This window comes from Actinomadura fulvescens, assembly GCF_039533225.1.
In the GTDB taxonomy this organism is placed as follows: Bacteria; Actinomycetota; Actinomycetes; order Streptosporangiales; family Streptosporangiaceae; genus Spirillospora; species Spirillospora fulvescens.
Genome location: NZ_BAAATD010000008.1, coordinates 89,559 through 107,067 on the forward strand (window position 1 = coordinate 89,559; position 17,509 = coordinate 107,067).

A 17,509-nucleotide genomic window follows, 5' to 3' on the forward strand; every position below is an offset into this window, starting at 1 on the left:
CGGGGATGGTGGTCTCTGACCATGCCTGACAGCCCCACAGCCCAGGAACTCTTCGACGAGCTCGCGGCCGAGCAGCTGGCGCGGCCCGACATCAGCCGCGGAAAGATGCTTCAGAGTGACTCGCTGCGGCTCAACGGCAAGTCGTTCGCCTTCGTGTCCAAGGAGCGGCTCTTCCTCAAGGTCCCCGCGGCGCGCGTGAACGAGCTGGTCGGCTTGGGCGAGGGAGAGAACTGCGAGCTCGGCGGCCGGCGCATGCGCGAATGGGTCGTGGTGCCCGCCACCGGCTCACCCGAAGACCGCACACGCTGGCGCGCGCTGCTCGCCGAATCCGCCGCGTTCATCGCCACCCTGACCGACCCGGCACACAAACCCCACTGACCACCCCGGCACGCGGGCGGGCGGGTGGGTCACTGGTGTGCGAGACGGTAGGAGTCGCCTTCGCGCCACAGGAGCAGGTCGCCTGCGGCCCAGGCCTCGCCTTGCACGATCGACCGTTTGCCGCTGCGCAGGTCGTAGACCAGCGAACGGGCAGTGTCGGTGTCCTCGTGTGTCGCGGAATAGACGACGATGTGATTGCCCACGGTGATCCGGGGGCTGTACTTGGAGTGCCGTGCGTGGGGCAGTCCGTGGACGACGCGCCGCTCGCCGGAACGGAGGGCCCGCACGGTCAGCGTGTCGCCGGAGACCCAGGCCAGCCTGTCAGGGCCCGCGCCGAAGGCGGTGGGCGTGTCGGTGCCCGTCTGGATCGGGGTCTTGGCGCCCGTGCGCACGTCGACCTGATCGATCCGGCCACCGGGCTCTGGTCGGACGAAGGCGTAGGGGTGGGAGAACGCCTCCAGCGTGGCGTTCACCGGCAGCGTCCGGACCCGTCCCTGGCAGCCGTTCGTCACGATCAGTTCGCCCCGGCCCGGATCGCTCCAGACGATCACGTCCGTGCCGACGAAGAACGGCTCCTGGCCGTTCCAGCCGTCCTTGAGCGTGTGCGCGGCGTCGTGTTCGCCGGGCGGCAGGCACTTCAGTCTCCCGCCCTCAGGCCAGACTCGGCCGGATCCGCCCACCGCCATGAGCCAGAGGAACGGCAGCGATCCGGAGGGGGTGTCCGCGATGAGACGCGCAGGCCTGGCGCCCGGCCCGACCTGCCACACACCCTTGCGCGGCGTGACGAACCCGTCGGCGCCGATCGCCACGGCACCGCCGAGCACCGTCCCGTCCGGGCCCAGCGCCATGGCCTTGAACCGCTCGCCGCCGGGGAGCCGACGCGAGAACGTCGTCGCGGGCGGCAGCGGCGCCACGGTGACGGCCGACGAGTCCGGCGCGGGGGAGGGGCGGTCCACCGTGGAGATCACGGCGACCGGGACGGCGAGCGTGGCGCCCGCTCCGACCGCCGCGGCGGCGGTGAGGCGCCTGCGCCTGCGGCGCCGTGCACCGGCCCGGGACACGATCCGGGTGCCCAGCGCGGACGGCGGGCGCTCGTCGCCGCCTGCGGTCCGCAGGTGCTCGGCGACCCGGAGTTCGAACTCATCCACGGGACTCCTCCTCGGCGGTCACGGTGGTGCGCAGCTTGGCGAGAGCTCGGGCCGCCTGGCTGCGTACGGTGCTGGCAGAGCAGCCGAGCACCTGCGCGATCTCGGGATCGCTGAGCTGGTCGACGTAGCGGAGCACCAGGACGCCGCGCATCCGCGGCCCCAGCCCGGCCAGGGCCGCCGCGAAGCCGACGTCGCCGGTCACCCGGTCGAGGCCGTGGTCGGCGACCGCGCTGTCCGGCGGGTCGGGCGTCAGCTCCTCGCGTCCCCACCGCCGCCGCTGGTTCGCGACGAGCCGCACCATCGTCATGCGCACATAGCCCTCGGGGTCGTCCTTGCGCCGCACCCGGCGCCAGCTCGCGCCCGTACGGGTCAGCGCCTCCTGCACCAGGTCCTCCGCGTCGTGCCGGTTACCGGTCAGCACGCGCGCGTACCGGTAGAGCGCGGGCAGTCGGTGTTCGACGAACTCTTCGAACGGCCCCAGATCGGGCTGCGGCACGGCTTACCTCCCTATAGCCAGGGACACCTGACACCGCCGTTCTGCTGCATCCCATCTTCCGCCGATTGTGGTCCCTGGGCGGGGGGTCTCAGAGCGCGACGACCGTACCCGCGCCTTTGGCGCGTGCTAGCTCGACGATCCTCGCCGCAGCCGCCGTGTCCTGAACGCCGAGCCCGACGCTGTTGAAGAAGACGATGTCCTCGGGCGTACGCCGGGCGGTGACCAGGCCCGCGGTGACCTGGCCGAGGGGCAGGAGGTCGGCCTCGGCCAGCGCTCCGTCGCGCAGGGCGCTCACGATCGGGCCTGCCTGCTCGGCGGCGGTGGCGACATCGTCGACCACGATCGCGGCGGCACGTGCCAGGACCTCGGCGTCGACCTCGGAGTGCCGTGGAGTGAACGATCCGATGCTGACCACGGTGCAGCCGGGCGCCAGCCACGCGCCGCGCACCACCGGCTGCTCGCTGGTCGTGCAGGCCGTGACGATGTCGGCCCCTTCGACGGCCTCTTCGCTGCTGTCGGCGACTCTGAAGGAGAGCCCCAGTTCTTCTTCGAGGTCGGTCGCCATCGCCGTGGCCGATTCGGGCGTACGGGAGTGGAGGCGAACCTCGCTGAGGGCACGCACGGCGGCGATCGCCCGTACGTGCGCCCGCCCCTGGACTCCGCAGCCGATGACGGCCAGGCGCGACGCGTCCGGGCGGGCCAGCCGGTCCACGGCGACCGCGCTCGCGGCGGACGTGCGCAGCGTCGTGACCGACGTGCCCTCGATGACCGCGACGGGACGGCCGGTGGTCTCGTCGAGCACGGTCACCATCGCCGAGACGCTCGGCAGGCCGCGCTCGGCGTTGCCGGGATTGACGCTGCCGAACTTGGCGACAGGCCCCGTTCCCGGCAGCCGCGAGACATAGCAGAACGCGACGTCGTCACCGGCGGGCAGCAAGGCCCGTGGCGCGAGGAGCGCCTCCTCCCGGCCGAGGGCGGTGAACGCGGCGCGCTGCGACTCGATCGCCGTGCCGACGTCGAACACCGCGTTGACATCGGCCGCTGACAACAGCAGGACTTCAGACATGCACCCTCATCCTCATCAGCCGCGCAACAGCGTGCGGGCGGCCTGTTGTATGTCGGTCTCCGACAGGAGGACGTGGTACGCGGCGTCACCCAGGGGGATGATGCTGTCCTCGCTGGTCACGCGTGCCGTTCGTCCCTCGAAGCCGGCGTCGTTCAGGGCCGCGAGCACGCCCTCCGAGACCCCGCCGCTGCGCCGGGTCTCGTCCGCGACGAGCACCCGCCCGGTGGCGCGCGCCTCCCGGAGCAGATCCTCGATCGGGAGCGGAGCCAGCCACCGAAGGTCGAGCACACGAGCCCTGATCCCCGACTCGGCCAAGGTACGGGCGGCCCGCAGGCTCATCGGCACCCCGTTGGCGAACGTCACGATGGTGAGGTCCGTCCCCGACCCGTAGGTCCGTCCGCGCCCGAGGTCGACGGCCTCGGCCCGCGGCGCCGCCGGCCACTGCTCGTCGCCCTCCTCGTACAGGTCACGCGTGTGATAGAGCGCGATCGGCTCTAGGAAGACGCAGACCCGCCCGTTCGTCTTGGCGGCGGCGACGCACGTCCGCAGCATGCCCGCGGCGTCGTCGGGCCGGGACGGCGACGCGATGATCAAGCCGGGGATGTCCCTGAGGGCCGCGATGGCGTTGTCGTTGTGGAAGTGCCCGCCGAATCCCTTCTGGTAGGCGTAGCCGGCGATCCGTACGACCATGGGGTTCCGGTACTGCCCGTTCGAGAAGAACGACAGGGTGGCCGCCTCGCCCCGCAGCTGGTCGGCGGCGTTGTGCAGGTAGGCCAGGTACTGGATCTCCGGCACGGGCACGAATCCCGAGAGGCCCGTTCCGAGCGCGAGCCCCAGGATGGCCTGCTCATCGAGCAACGTGTCGAAGACGCGAGCGGCTCCATGCCGCTTCAGGAGCCCGCGCGTCACTCCGTACACGCCGCCCTTCCGCGCGACGTCCTCCCCGAAGACCAGCAGCTCCGGAACGTCCGCCAGCAGCTCGTCGAGGCTGCGGTTGATCGCCTGCGCCAAGGTCAGCGGCTCGGGTGCGGGCCGCCCGGCGAGGGGTGGCACCGCCAAGGGCCGGTGGGACGGCACCAGCGGGGCCATCACCTCCCGCGCGGAGCCCAGCCGCGCCGTTTCCGCGACCTCGGCCGCGATCGCCATGACCTCGGCGCGCTTGGCCTCGTACAGGGCGATGACCTCGTCCGGCGCGAGGACCTTGTGATCGGCCAGCAGCCGGGCCGTTCCCACCAGCGGGTCGCCGGCCTGAGCAGTCGCGATCTCCGCTGGAGTCAGATAGGCGGACTCGACGTCCGACCCCGCGTGACCCATCAGCCGGACGGTCCTCAGGTGCAGGAAGGCGGGCCGTCTGCGCTCCCGCACGAACGCGGCGGCCCGCGCCGCGACCGTGTAGGCGTCGGCCAGATCGCATCCGTCGGCGGCGAAGTACTCCAGCCCTTCCCGAGACCCGTACGCGGACTCGATCCAGCCCTCCGGAGTCCGCACGCTGATCCCGATCCCGTTGTCCTCACAGACGAACAACACCGGCATCGGCAACCCCTGATAACCGCAATGCACAGCCGCGTTCACGGCCCCGGTCGCCGTCGAGTGGTTGGCCGAAGCGTCCCCGAAACCACACACCACGATCGCGTCGTCGTCCCAGGGGCTTGCGACGCCGACCCGTCCGGCCCGTTCGATCCCGAACGCCACGCCCACCGCCCGAGGCAGATGCGACGCGATCGTCGACGTCTGCGGCACGACGCCCAGCGCATGACTCCCGAAGACCTTGTGCCGTCCGCCCGCGATCGGCTCCTGGGCCGCCGCGACCACCCCCAGCAGCACGTCCCGCAACGGCCGGTGCCCCGGCACCTGGCGGGCCCGCTCCAGGAAGAACGCCCCGGAGCGGTAGTGCAGCAGGGCCGGGTCTCCCGGCTTCGACGCCGCGGCCACGGCCACGTTCCCCTCGTGCCCCGCCGACCCGATCGTGTAGAAACCCCGGCCTCGCGCCTGCAGCCACCGGGCCGCGAGATCGAGATGCCGGCTCCCGAGCTGCGCGTCGAACAACTCCAGGCAGCGTTCATTCGAGAACGGAAGCTCAGGAAGCTCACCCGTCGGCATGCCGGGCGTCAGCGCGGCGACCGTCTCCAGGAACCAGGCGTCGGTGGTGTCGGTGGCGTCGGTGGACATGATCCCGAGCATCGACCCGATCCCCGCGCGAGCCAAGAGCCCCAAGACCCCGATCTTCTTAACGTCCCGGTAAGAAACCGTGGTCCGTCCGATCTTGGCGGAAGCGGCCCGGGGGCGCAGGCTGGGGACATGACGCTCTTTTCCATCATCGCCGGGTCCCGCGCGGAGCCGGGCGCGGATCGTTATGTGTCGACGTCGCCGGCCCGGCCGGACCAGGTGGTCGCCGAGGTGTCGCTCGGGGACGCCGGGGCGTTCGTGGCGGCCTGCCGGGCGGCCCGGCGGGCACAGGAGACGTGGCGGGACGTGCCGCCGCCCGTCCGGGGACAGGTGATCGCGGGCGCCGGGCGGCTGGTCGAGGCCAACAAGGAGCGGCTCGCGGAGATCGTCTCGCGGGAGGTCGGGAAGCCGTACGGGGAGGCGCTCGGCGAGGTCCAGGAGATCGCGGACACGTGCGCGTTCTTCCTGGGCGAGGGACGCCGGCTGTACGGGCAGACCGTGCCTTCGGAGATGCCCGACAAGCAGCTGTTCACGTTCCGGGACCCGGTGGGCGTGGTGGCCGTGATCACGGCGGGCAACTTCCCCGTCGCGGTGCCGTCCTGGTACATCGTCCCGGCGCTGTTGTGCGGCAACACGGTGGTGTGGAAGCCCGCGGAGTACGCGGCGGCGTGCGCGGAGGCGTTCTACGAGCTCTTCGCTCACGCGGGGGTCCCGGAGGGCGTGCTGAACGTGGTCTACGCGGAGGGCTCGGAGACGTTCCGGGGCCTGGAGACCGCGCTTGGCGAGGGGCTTGTCGACAAGGTGGGGTTCACCGGCTCCACGGAGGTCGGGGTACGGATCGGGGAGCTGTGCGGGCGGCACCTGCAGACGCCGTGCCTGGAGCTCGGCGGCAAGAACCCCATGGTCGTGACCGAGGACGCCGAGCTGGAGCTCGCGGTGGAGGGCGCCCTGTTCGCCGGGTTCGGGACGGCGGGGCAGCGGTGCACGTCGCTGGGCACGGTGATCGTTCACGAGTCCGTGCACGAGGAGTTCGTGCGGGCGCTCGACACGGCCACGCGGGAGGCGACGATCGGCGATCCCATGACCGAGGGCATCCTCTTCGGCCCGCTCATCAACGAACGTTTCGCGGACGGCTTCGAGAAGTACCTCGGCTGGATCGACCCGGGACGGCACCGGGTCCTCGGATCGGACGCGGTCGGGCGGATCAGCGAGAAACAGCCCCGGGACGGCTTCACCGGCGATCCGAGCGGCCTCTACTACCATCCGGTGATCGTCGACGGGGTGGCGGCCGGGGACGAGCTGTTCCTGAACGAGACGTTCGGCCCCATCATCGGGGTCACGACGTACCGGACGCTGGACGAGGCGGTCGCGCTGGCGAACGCGCCGGGCTACGGGCTGTCGTCGGCGATCTACACCACGGACCCGAAGAAGGCCTTCACGTTCCGGCGCGGCGTCCGGGCGGGGATGGTCAGCGTCAACAACTCGACGTCGGGCGCCGAGGCGCACCTGCCGTTCGGCGGCAACGGGCGGTCGGGCAACGGGAGCCGGCAGTCCGGGATCTGGGTGCTCGACCAGTTCACCCGCTGGCAGTCGATGAACTGGGACTACTCCGGCCGCTTGCAGAAGGCGCAGATGGACGTGGTGGAGATCGACGCCGACCTCGGCTTCCGGCTGTAAGGGGTGGCCGTGGAGGTTCCGGCATCGGCCGGCGTGGTGGTCGTCGGCGGGGGCGTGATGGGAACGAGCATCGCGTTCCACCTGGCGGAGGCCGGGGTGGACGTGGTGCTGGTCGAACGGGGCGAGCTCGGGTCCGGCTCGACCTGCAAGGCGGCCGGGGGCGTGCGGGCGCAGTTCTCCGACGAGGTCAACATCCGGCTCGGGGCGCGCAGCCTGGAGGCGTTCGGGCGGTTCGGGCGGCGTCCGGGACAGGAGATAGACCTGCACCGTGTCGGCTATCTGTTCCTGCTCTCGGCGGCCGAGGACGTCGCGGCGTTCGAGCGGAGCGTCGCGCTGCAGAACGAGCTCGGGGTACCCAGCCGGATGATCTCGGTGGCCGAGGCGAAACGGCTGTCGCCGCTGATCGAGACGGACGGCCTGCTCGCCGCCGCGTTCTCCCCGGACGACGGGCACTGCACGCCTGAGTCGGTCGTCCTCGGGTACGCGACGGGTGCCCGGCGGCATGGCGCGCGGGTGCTGACTCACTGCGAGCTGCTCGACGTCGAGGTGGGCGACGGGATCAAGGCCGTGCGCACATCCCGGGGGCGCATCGAGACGTCGACCGTGGTGTGCGCCGCGGGAGCCTGGTCGTCGGCTGTCGGAGCCATGGTCGGGGTGGACCTTCCGGTCACCCCGCTGCGCCGGCAGATCGTCTTCACCGAGCCCATGCCTGACCTGCCGAGGCCGGTCCCGATGACGATCGACTTCGCGACGACGTTCTACTTCCACGGTGAGGGCCGGGGACTGATGATCGGCATGTCGGATCCGGACGAGCGTCCCGGGTTCCGGCTGGAGCGCGACGACGCCTGGCTGCCCCGGCTGGGCGAGGCGATGGCCACGCGGGCGCCCGGCCTGCTGGAGGTCGGCCTCACCACGGGCTGGGCCGGGCTGTACGAGGTGACCCCGGATCACAACGCCCTCATCGGCGAGGCTCCCGGAGTGAGCCGCTTTCTCTACGCGACCGGGTTCTCCGGGCACGGGTTCCTGCAGGGCCCGGCGGTCGGCGAGATCGTCCGCGATCTCTATCTCGGCCGCGAGCCGTTCGTGGACGTGTCGCCTCTCGACGCCCGGCGCCTGGAGGGCGACCGGCTGCGACCCGAGCACAACCATGTCTGATCAGGTGGCTTCCGGGGCCGGGTGACTGCGCTGGTCCAGCGCCATTTCGCCCATACCGGGATCATGGAATCGCCAGGTCGCGGTATGTTCACCCCGTTGTGTAACGTCCTGGCCCCTTACGGCGCTGAGTTCCATAAGGATCGCAGCCGCTTCGGGGCCGGCACGATCGCGGCCTACATGAACGGGTGGCTTCATGTCAGAGCAAGACTCGCGGCCTTATGGCCGCGATCCCGACGGCGTCATCTGGCCCGACGTCCTGGTCGTCGCGCCTCCCGGCTCTCCGGCCGGTGCGCCCGCCGTTCCGGCTGGGATGGCGTCCGGACCGCGCCCTACAGGCCCGGACGGTGCCGCTGGGGCCGCTGGGGCCGCTGGGGCCGCTGGGGCTGCTGGGGCTGCCGGAGTTGCTGGGGCCGCCGCAGCTGCCGGAGTGGGCGGAGGCGCCGGGCGGCAGGGCGGGGCGCGGCGGAAGAAGGACAGGGGTAAACGACCGTCCTCGCGGCGGGCCGTGGTGGTCGGCGCGGCAGGCGTGGTGACCTTCGCGGCCACGCTGGTGGGGATGTACACGGTCTTCGGGAGAGAGGACGGGCCTCCCGTCCCGCAGGCGTTGAAGGCCTGCGAAGCGCCCGGATGCGTGGCGCCGGAGGCCCTGCCGACCACGACCACGCCGTCTGGGGGGACCAGCCCTCTGCAGCCCAAGACCGCCAAGTCGACACAGCAACCCAGCGGGTCACCCTCGCCGTCGTCGTCGTCGCCGACCGGCAAGCCGGACGGTTCGGCCCCGCCCACGACCCCGGGCCGCCCCGCGCCGCCGTCGCCCACACAGCCGCCGCCGCCTTCGCAGGCGCCGAAGGCCGCTCCGCCGGGCCCCGTCACCGTCAGCTACTCCGGCTCCGACAGCGGCTTCTGGGAGTACCGCGGTTCTTTCACGGTCACCAACAGGACCGGTGACACGCTCTCTTCCTGGCGTCTCGGCTTCGAGCTCTCAGGACGCAGCAGGCTGCGCACGCTGTGGCCGCTCCCATGGCACCGCGAGGGCGACGCCATCGTGGTCAACGGCGGACCGCTCAGCAACGGCGCCAGCTACACCGTGACGTTCGTGGCGCGCGGCAGGGGTGAGCCGCCCACGGGCTGCACTCTCAACCACAGGCCCTGCGTCTGGGGCTGAGCCACGCCCTAACCTGGAGCGATGGCCGCCGCAACTGACTTCGACGCGATCCGGCGAAGGCTGTCGGAGGCCGGGTTCTTCCGTACGGATCTGACCACCCGCGCGGCATACTCCTCGGACGCCTCGATCTACCGGCGGGTCCCGGTGGCGGTCGCGGAGCCGCGGACCCGGGACGAGCTCGCCCGGACGCTGGAGCTCGCGGCCGAGACCGGGCTGCCGGTGACGATGCGCGGCGGCGGCACGTCGATCGCGGGCAACTCGATCGGCCGCGGGATCGTGGTCGACACCTCCCGGCATCTCCACCGGATCACGTCGATCGATCCGGCGGCGCGGACGGCCGTGGTCGAGCCCGGGGTGGTGCTCGACGACCTGAGGGCGGCGGCCGGGGTGCACGGGCTCACGTTCGGCCCTGATCCGTCGAGCCATTCGCGGTGCACGCTGGGCGGGATGGTCGGCAACAACGCGTGCGGGGCGCATTCGGTGGCGTGGGGCATCACGGCCGGCAACGTCGAGGCCCTCAGGCTGCTGCTGCCGGACGGCCGGGAGCTCGCGGTCGGCAAGGGCACGAGCGGAGACGCCCGGATCGACGCCGAGTTGACCCGGCTGCGCGACGCTCATCTCGCGCCGCTGCGGACCGAGCTCGGGAGGTTCAGCCGGCAGGTCTCGGGCTACGGCCTGCATCACCTCCTGCCTGAGAACGGCTTCGACGTGGCCAAGGCGCTCGTGGGCAGCGAGGGCACCTGCGGCGTGGTCACGGAGGCGACGGTACGGCTCGTTCCGGTGCCGGCCGTGCGGGCGCTGGCCGTGCTCGGCTTCCCGGACGTCTACACGGCCGCCGAGGTCGCGCCGTTCGCCGCCCGGACCGGTGCGCTGACCGTCGAGGGGATGGCGGCCGACCTGCTGACGGCGCTCCGCGCGCAGCCCGGCCGGGGCGACGCCGGGTCGGCGTTGCCGCACGGTGGCGGCTGGCTCTACTGCGAGGTCGGCGGCGACTCGCTCGCCGAGGCGCGGGAGGCGGCCCACGCGCTGGTCGCGGCCGTACGGGAGATCGTGCCGGAGACGAGCGCGGTCGTGGTGGACGAGCCGGCCGAGATGCGGGCGCTGTGGTGGATCCGTGAGGCGGGGGCGGGAATCGTGACCCGGCTGCCGGACGGCGGCGAGGCGTGGCCCGGCTGGGAGGATTCGGCCGTTCCTCCTGAACGGCTCGGCGTCTACCTGCGCGAGCTGTACGGGCTCATGCGCGGGCACGGCCTGAGGGGCGTCCCCTACGGGCATTTCGGGGAGGGGTGCCTGCATCTGCGGCTCGACTTCGGCCTGGACACCCCGGGCGGTGTGGCGGCCTACCGGGAGTTCATGGAGGCAGCCGCCGAGCTGGTCATCTCGCACGGCGGGACGGTCTCGGGCGAACACGGGGACGGCCGGGCGCGGTCGGAGCTGCTGCCCAAGCTGTACTCGCCGGAGCTGATGGCGGCGTACGCCGGGTTCAAGGCCGTCTTCGACCCGGCGGGGCGGCTCAACCCCGGCGTGATCACCGATCCGGCGCCGATGGACGCCGGCCTGCGGCCGGGGCCGGGCCGTGACGCGCTGCTGACCACGCTGCCGATCACGCCGGTGCACGCCCTCACCCGTGATCGCGGATCGTTCGCGGCGGCGGTGCACCGCTGCGTGGGCGTGGGCGCGTGCCGGAACCTGGAGACCGGCGCCATGTGCCCCTCGTTCAAGGTCACCAGGGACGAGGTCCACTCGACACGAGGCCGCGCCCGCGTCCTGGCGGAGATGCTGCGCGGGGAGTCGATCACCCGCGGGTGGCGGTCGGAGGAGGTACGGGAGGCGCTGGACCTGTGCCTGTCGTGCAAGGCGTGCGCGGACGACTGCCCGGTCAATGTCGACATGGCGACCTACAAGGCGGAGTTCCTGCACCGCCACTACGGCGGGCGGGTCCGGCCCGTGACGCACTATTCGATGGGCTGGCTGCCTCTGTGGTCGAGGGTCGTGACGGCCGTCCCGGGTGCGGCACGGTTCGCCAACGCGGCGTTGCGGCGACGCCCCGTGGCGGCGCTCGCCAAGCGGCTGGCGGGCGTCGAGCCGCGGCGCGAGATGATCTCCTTCGCCGAAAAGACGCTGGCGGCGTGGTTTCGCGGGCGGCCCCGCCACGACGGCCCAAAGGTCGTGTTGTGGCCCGACACGTTCACCGCCTTCCACACGCCGGAGACCGGACGGGCGGCGGTCGAGGTGCTGGAGGCGCTGGGATACCGGGTGCTCCTGCCGCCCGGTCCGGTCTGCTGCGGCCTGACCTGGCACTCGACCGGGCAACTCAAGATCACCAAACGGGTCCTCGCCCGTACCCTCGACGTGCTGGAGCCCGCGCTGGCGGCCGGGCTGCCCGTCATCGGGCTCGAACCGTCCTGCACCGTGATGTTGCGCGACGAAGCACCCGAACTCCTGCCGGACGACCCGCGGGCCCGGCTCCTCGCCGAACGCGTGACGACGCTCGCCGAGGTCGTCGCGGGCCATGACGGCGAGTGGCCGTTCCGGCGGCTCGACGCGGCGGCCGTGTCGCAGGTGCACTGCCACCAGGAGGCCAAGGGGTCGTACGACGCCGACCGGGCGGTGCTGGAGCGGCTCGGCGTCGAGACCGACGTCATCGGCGCCGGATGTTGCGGTCTGGCGGGCGACTTCGGCTTCCAGCGCGGCCACTGGGAGGTCTCGCAGGCGTGCGCCGAACGGGAGCTGTACCCCAAGGTCCGCGAGGCCGCGGACGGGACGCTGATCCTCGCTGACGGCTTCTCGTGCCGGACGCAGGTGGCGCAGGGCACCGGGCGCCGCGGGCTTCACCTGGCCGAAGTCCTGCGCCGTGCCCTCCCCTGAGCCTTCCCTGAGCCGACCCTGAACCACCCCTGAGAACGGTTCCCAGCGCCCGATCACGGACCTAGCGTGACGAACGCCCCCAAGATCCACTCAGGAGGACGTTCATGCTCAAGGCCAGCTCCGCCGCGCGCCGTGCCGCACTCTGGTGCACGGGCGCGGCGACAGCGATCACCGCGGGGGTCGTCGTCCCGGCCGCCGGGACCGCCTCCGCCGCCGCGTCGACGGCGACGCCCGCGCCCGCCACGGCCGTCCAGTGGTCCCCGTGCAAGCCGGACACGCCGGAGTGGGCCGCGTGGAAGGGCTCCGAGTGCGCGACCCTGCGACTGCCCGTCGACTGGGCCCGGCCGGACGGCCCGACGTTCGAACTGGCGATCGCCCGCCGGACGGCCGACCCGGCGGTCCGGGCCGGCACCCTCGTGTTCGGCCCCGGCGGTCCGGGCGACTCGGGCGTCGAACGGGTCGGGAAGGGGCACGCCCGCTTCAGCCCCGAGGTGCGCCGCCGGTTCGACATCGTCAGCTTCGACCCGCGTGGCGTGGGCGGCAGCAGCCCGGTGACATGCTCACCCGAACTGCTCGCCGAACGGCCGTCGCCGAACCTGACGAGCCAGGCCGACTTCGACGCCACCGTCGCCTACAACAAGCGCCTGCGCGCCGACTGCCGGGCGAACACCAAGCCCGTGGGCATCGTCGACCATCTCGATTCGGGCCAGACCGTCCGCGACCTTGAGGCCATCCGCGTCGCGCTCGGCGAGAAGAAGCTCACGTTCCACGGCAGCTCGTACGGCACGATGCTCGGCGCGCAGTACGCCGAGACCTATCCCCGCAATGTCCGGGCGATGGTGCTGGAAAGCGTGATGGACCACAGCGTTCCCACCACGCGCGCCTTCCTGAAGACCGGCGCGGCCGCTGGCCAGGACCTGTTCGACGAGTTCGTGAAGTGGTGCGAGGCAGATGCCGGCTGCGCGCTGCGAGACCGCGACGTGCGGGCGGTCTGGAAGGAACTGCGTGCCAAGGCCGACCGTGGCGAGCTGGCCACCCCGCCGAGGCTGGCCGGCCGGCTCGGACCTCGTCTGACGTCGAGCGACCTGGTCAACCTGGTCGCCTTCCGGGCCTTCTACCAGGCCGACTTCGCCCTGCTGGCGAACGACATCGTCGACATGGAGACGCGCGAGGCGTCCGGCCCGCCTCCGCGGTTGTCACCGCTTCCGTCCGCGGTGCCGGTGTTCTGCGCTGACTGGCGCCTGCCGGTGCGCGACCACCGGGAGTACGCCTCGCTCGTGCGGAGGATGAACAGGACCGCGCCCGACATGCCTAACCTGTTGCCCCTCCGTCTGATGGCTTCGTGCCTCGGCGTTCCCACCGCCAACCCGCAGCACCGCCTGAAGCCGCCGGCGCGTATCGGCCCGCCGGTGCTGCTGGTGAACGCGGCGCACGATCCGGCGACGCCGCACCGCTGGGCCGCGTCGGTCGCCCGGCAGTTCGGCCGCAAGGGCGTGCTGGTCACCTACGACGGCTGGGGGCACGGCAGCGCCACCGACGGTCCCTGCATGACGAACGCCGTCGACGACTACCTGATCGACCTGAAGGTGCCCGCGCGGGGCACCCACTGCCCGGCCGTCTCCTGAGGCAGGCGTCACACGGCCGCCCCGGTCCCGCCGCGTGCGCAGCGGCGGGACCGGGGCGCACGTGGTCCTTTAAGGGGTGCACGTGGTCCTTAGGGGGTGGCGAGAGCCTCCGTGGGGGCCAGGCGGGCGGCGCGGATCGCCGGATAGAGACCCGCGATCCCGCCGATCAGCAGGGTCGCCGCGACACCGCCGACCATGGCCCAGGGCGGGACCACGGTGGGCCAGCCCTGGCTCAGCGCGTAGACCGCCGTGACGACGATCCCGAGCGCCACCCCGCCCACGCCGCCCAGGGCGGCGAGCAACTGCGACTCGGTGAGGAACTGCAACCTGATCTGGCCTCTGGTGGCGCCCAGCGACCGCCGCAGGCCGATCTCGGCACGCCGTTCCAGTACCGAGATGACCATGGTGTTGGCGACGCCGACACCCCCGACCAGCAACGCGACTCCGCCCAGCCCGAGCAGCAGCCCGGTGAACGCCTTGTCCGTGGCCTGCTCGGCCGCCAGCGCGTCCGAGGGGCGGCTGACCTTGACCTCTGTGGGCGACTCGGGATTGGCGGCTTCGCCGACCACCGCCCGTACGTCCTCCACCGCGTCCTTCTCCGCCCGGGTGTAGACCGTGGTCGGGTGGCCGTCGAAGTCCAGGCGGGTCTCGGCGACGTCCCAGCCGACCAGGGCGGCCGAGTCCAGCTCCGGCGCGAGCGCGTTCGGGCTCAGGACCCCCACCACGGTGAACCACTGCGAACCGAGCCACACCTGCTGATTGGGTTGCGCGACCCCGAGGCGCTCCGCGGCCGACCAGCCCAGCACCACGGTCGGATAGCGGCTGGTGCCGGCGTTGAGCCAGGCGCCGGTGGCCATCCGGAGCCCGATGGCGCCGGGCAGATCGAGGCGCGCCGCCTGCACGCTGATCCCCCCGCTCTCCCCTTCCGGGATGTGGTCGTTGCGGTAGACCTTCGCGTCGGACACCTTGCCGGTGGCGGACGCGGACAGCACGCGCGGGATTCTGCCGATCATGCCGACCGAGTCCTTGGGCAGCCGGGCGTCGCCGCCGAAGAAGTCGTTGCCCGGCGTGACGGTCAGCAGGTTGGTCCCCAGACTGTCCAGGGTCGCCTGGAGCTGTGCCCGGCTGGACGTGGAGATGCCGACCACACCGATCATGGCGGCGATGCCGATCGCGATGCCCAGCGCCGACAGGAACACCCGCATCGGGCGGGCGCGCAGTCCCGCGCCGCCGACCTTGAGGACGTCCCGCGGGCCGAGCCGGGCCGGAACGTCCTCCTGGGTGACGGGACGCCCTCGGCGGCCGGTCATCGCGCCACCTCCGCCCACACGTCGTCGTGCTCGATGCGTCCGTCGCGCATCTGGACCTGGCGGGGGAGGAGGCCCGCGATCTCACGGTCGTGCGTGATCAGGATGACCGTGGTGCCGCCCCTCGCCAGCTCCCGGAGCAGGTCGATCACCCCGGCACCGGTCGCGGAGTCCAGCGCGCCCGTCGGCTCGTCGGCGAGCAGCATCGCCGGTTCGCCGACGACGGCCCGCGCGATCGCCACCCGCTGCTTCTCGCCACCGGACAGCTGGTGCGGCCGGTGCCCGAGCCGGTGCGCGAGCCCGACGCGTTCCAGCGCCGTGCGCGCGCGGCGACGCCTCTCCGCCGGGCCCACGCCCCCGTAGAGCAGGCCGTCGGCGACGTTGTCGAGCGCGCTCACCCCGGCGGCGAGATGGAACTGCTGGAAGACGAAACCGATCCGGCGACCGCGCAGCGCCGAGAGCCGCCGGTCGGTGAGCCGGGACACGTCACGTCCCTGGACCAGTACCGTGCCCCCGCTCGGCCGGTCGAGCGTGCCGAGCAGGTGCAGCATCGTCGACTTGCCGGAGCCGGAGGGCCCGACGACCGCGACCAGTTCGCCGGCCTCGACCGTCAGCGAGACCCGGTCCAGCGCGGTGACCTCGCCCGGGTAGGTCTTGGTGACCTCGCGGAGCTCCACGACCGGTGTCACTTCGGGATCCCCACCTTCATGCCCTCGGCCAGCCCGGCGCCGGAGATCTCGACCTGGCCCTCGGAGAACAGGCCGGTCTCGACCTTGACCGTCCGTACCGCCGAACCCTGCACGACCTGCACGCCGTAGCCGCCGCCGGGCTGCGCGACCAGCGCGCCGACCGGCACGACCAGGACGCCCGAGTGCTTGTTGGCGGTGAAGCCGACGTCCACCGGCGCCTTGTCGTAGGAGGCGAGGGCCCCCGGCCTGCTGACCGCGATGGTCACCTCGATGCTGGCCGGGTTCTCCCCCGACCCCTCCTTGGCGACCTTGCCGACCTTGGTGACGACGCCCTTGGTCGTCTCGTCCTCGGTCAGCTCGATCGTCACCTGCGCGCCCTTCTTGACGAGCTTCTGGTACTTGACGTCGAGGTCGACGGTCACCACCCGGGTGGTCCCCGTGTAGGTGAACGCGGGGCCGCCCGCCTTGTCGCCGACGGCGGCCTTCCGCTCGGCCACCCTGATCGCGCGGGGCACGACCAGGACCGAACCCGGCTCGACCTTGCCCGTCTCCCGCACACCGAGATCCTCCTGCCACTCCTTCACCGCGGTGGCCGTGGACGAGCTGAAGGTCTCGTCGACCGTGAAGCCGGTGTAGCCGAGGGCCCGCAGGTTCCGTTCGAGCTGCTTGACGTCCGGCCCCTCGATGCCGGTGGCGAGCGTCCGGTAGATCGGCAGCCTCCCGTACAGCAGCGGCACGGGCCTGTTGTCGATCTTGAAGGCGGACCGTCCCCGGGTGAGGACGGTGCCCGGCGACGGCAGCCAGGTCAGCGTGCCGCCGCCTGCGGTGGACGCGTTGCTGGTGGCGCCGTACGAGAGCGTGCCGCCCACCGCCTGGGTCTCGACCAGGTCGGTCCGCTGGATCGTCGCGGTCGCCGGCGGCAGCGAACTGTGGGCCACGGGGGCCTTACCGCCGTCTCCGCCCAGTCCGGCGGTGGCGAACCCGGCACCGCCGATCACGATCACTCCGGCGATGCTCAGGAGCGCCGCCCGCTTGCCCTTCAAGTTCAGTTGCCCTTCTCATCGGGGCGCTTGGGCTGCAGGTGACCACACGCCTTCTCCGCCGCCTGGAACTTCGGGCTCTCCGGGTTGGCGCCGATGGACTCCTCCTTGGGGCCGCCGCCCTTGCCCTTGTTCTCGACCTTGCGTTCGATCCGCCCGTTGTCGTCCGGGTCGGGCATGTCGATGCCGCGTTCGCGCATGCACTTGGCGAAGGCGCGCATCTTGGCGATCTCCTCCGGGTTGCGCTTGGGCGGCTTGCCGCCGTCCGGCTGCAGGTGGCGGCACTTCGCCTCCGCGGCCTTCATCTTGTCGGGGCTGTCGCCCTTCTCCTTCGAGCCGCCTTCCACCTTGGTCATGACGCCCCCGGAGCCGTCCGTTTGGGGGTCGGACATGTTGATCCCGTTGTCGCGCATGCACTTGGCGAAGGCGCGCATCGCGGTGAGCTCGTCGGTCTTCTTGCTGGAGGGCAGCGCGTTCGCGCCGCCGCCGCCGTCGCCGCCGCAGGCCGGCAGGCAGAGGGCGAGCATCGGCACCATGGCCAGCGCCGCAAGGGTTTGTCGTCGCATCGCTAGATCTCCTTGTCGACTCCGCCGGGGCACGTCCCGGCGGACGACCAGAAGTTCAGCGTCCGTGCGTTAAACCTCTCGTAACCACTTCGCGTTATGCCGACGTTACGCCCGTTGCCGCAGGCTGGCCGCTGGACACCGGTGGCGCGAACGCGTTCGCATG

15 protein-coding genes are annotated in these 17,509 nt (G+C 72.1%); 7 read left to right on the plus strand and 8 right to left on the minus strand.

The window, feature by feature from the left end; genetic code table 11:
- Positions 1-21 precede the first annotated feature (21 nt).
- Positions 22-378 (plus strand): hypothetical protein, encoded by a 357-nt coding sequence (locus ABD333_RS28060; protein ID WP_344545504.1) that lies wholly within the window; start codon positions 22-24, stop codon positions 376-378.
- Between the two features lie 29 nt (positions 379-407).
- Here ABD333_RS28060 and ABD333_RS28065 read toward each other — a convergent pair whose 3' ends face one another.
- From ABD333_RS28065 to ABD333_RS28080, 4 genes are all read right to left on the minus strand, one after another.
- Positions 408-1,526 carry a hypothetical protein gene (locus ABD333_RS28065; protein WP_344545505.1) on the minus strand — a complete coding sequence of 373 codons (1,119 nt, stop codon included), beginning with the start codon at positions 1,524-1,526 and terminating at the stop codon, positions 408-410.
- On the minus strand, positions 1,519-2,022 hold the full coding sequence (locus ABD333_RS28070; protein WP_344545506.1) for a SigE family RNA polymerase sigma factor: 504 nt from the start codon (positions 2,020-2,022) through the stop codon (positions 1,519-1,521). Before ABD333_RS28070 ends, ABD333_RS28065 begins: the two co-directional genes overlap by 8 nt.
- 88 nt (positions 2,023-2,110) lie before the next feature.
- The gene (locus ABD333_RS28075; protein WP_344545507.1) at positions 2,111-3,088 is read right to left on the minus strand and encodes an ornithine cyclodeaminase family protein; all 978 of its coding nucleotides are present in this window, start codon (positions 3,086-3,088) and stop codon (positions 2,111-2,113) included.
- A 15-nt stretch (positions 3,089-3,103) separates the two neighbouring features.
- Positions 3,104-5,257, minus strand: coding sequence for a thiamine pyrophosphate-dependent enzyme (locus ABD333_RS28080; RefSeq protein ID WP_344545508.1), 2,154 nt, complete (start codon positions 5,255-5,257; stop codon positions 3,104-3,106).
- A 129-nt stretch (positions 5,258-5,386) separates the two neighbouring features.
- On the opposite strand from ABD333_RS28080, the gene ABD333_RS28085 reads away from it, so the two are divergent.
- The 6 genes from ABD333_RS28085 (at position 5,387) to ABD333_RS28110 (ending at position 13,744) form a co-directional block, all read left to right on the plus strand.
- Positions 5,387-6,931, plus strand: coding sequence for an aldehyde dehydrogenase family protein (locus ABD333_RS28085; RefSeq protein WP_344545509.1), 1,545 nt, complete (start codon positions 5,387-5,389; stop codon positions 6,929-6,931).
- Positions 6,932-6,940: 9 nt separating this feature from the next.
- On the plus strand, positions 6,941-8,086 hold the full coding sequence (locus ABD333_RS28090) for an NAD(P)/FAD-dependent oxidoreductase (protein ID WP_344545510.1): 1,146 nt from the start codon (positions 6,941-6,943) through the stop codon (positions 8,084-8,086).
- Between the two features lie 287 nt (positions 8,087-8,373).
- Positions 8,374-8,619 (plus strand): hypothetical protein, encoded by a 246-nt coding sequence (locus tag ABD333_RS28095; RefSeq protein ID WP_344545511.1) that lies wholly within the window; start codon positions 8,374-8,376, stop codon positions 8,617-8,619.
- A 23-nt stretch (positions 8,620-8,642) separates the two neighbouring features.
- Entirely contained in the window at positions 8,643-9,251 is a 609-nt protein-coding gene (locus ABD333_RS28100; RefSeq protein ID WP_344545512.1) for a cellulose binding domain-containing protein, read from the plus strand.
- A 21-nt stretch (positions 9,252-9,272) separates the two neighbouring features.
- Entirely contained in the window at positions 9,273-12,119 is a 2,847-nt protein-coding gene (locus ABD333_RS28105) for an FAD-binding and (Fe-S)-binding domain-containing protein (protein ID WP_344545513.1), read from the plus strand.
- 104 nt (positions 12,120-12,223) lie between these two features.
- On the plus strand, positions 12,224-13,744 hold the full coding sequence (locus ABD333_RS28110) for an alpha/beta hydrolase (RefSeq protein WP_344545514.1): 1,521 nt from the start codon (positions 12,224-12,226) through the stop codon (positions 13,742-13,744).
- 89 nt (positions 13,745-13,833) lie between these two features.
- On the opposite strand, the gene ABD333_RS28115 is transcribed toward ABD333_RS28110, so the two are convergent.
- The 4 genes from ABD333_RS28115 to ABD333_RS28130 are packed head-to-tail and all read right to left on the minus strand — an operon-like array spanning position 13,834 to position 17,346.
- Complete coding sequence (locus tag ABD333_RS28115) at positions 13,834-15,054, minus strand: ABC transporter permease (RefSeq protein ID WP_344545515.1); 1,221 nt, start codon at positions 15,052-15,054, stop codon at positions 13,834-13,836.
- Entirely contained in the window at positions 15,051-15,740 is a 690-nt protein-coding gene (locus ABD333_RS28120; protein ID WP_344545516.1) for an ABC transporter ATP-binding protein, read from the minus strand. Before ABD333_RS28120 ends, ABD333_RS28115 begins: the two co-directional genes overlap by 4 nt.
- The gene (locus ABD333_RS28125) at positions 15,737-16,783 is read right to left on the minus strand and encodes a peptidoglycan-binding protein (RefSeq protein ID WP_344545517.1); all 1,047 of its coding nucleotides are present in this window, start codon (positions 16,781-16,783) and stop codon (positions 15,737-15,739) included. The genes ABD333_RS28120 and ABD333_RS28125 overlap by 4 nt, the downstream gene beginning before the upstream one ends.
- 2 nt (positions 16,784-16,785) lie before the next feature.
- Positions 16,786-17,346, minus strand: coding sequence for a hypothetical protein (locus ABD333_RS28130; RefSeq protein ID WP_344545518.1), 561 nt, complete (start codon positions 17,344-17,346; stop codon positions 16,786-16,788).
- Positions 17,347-17,509: the final 163 nt, after the last annotated feature.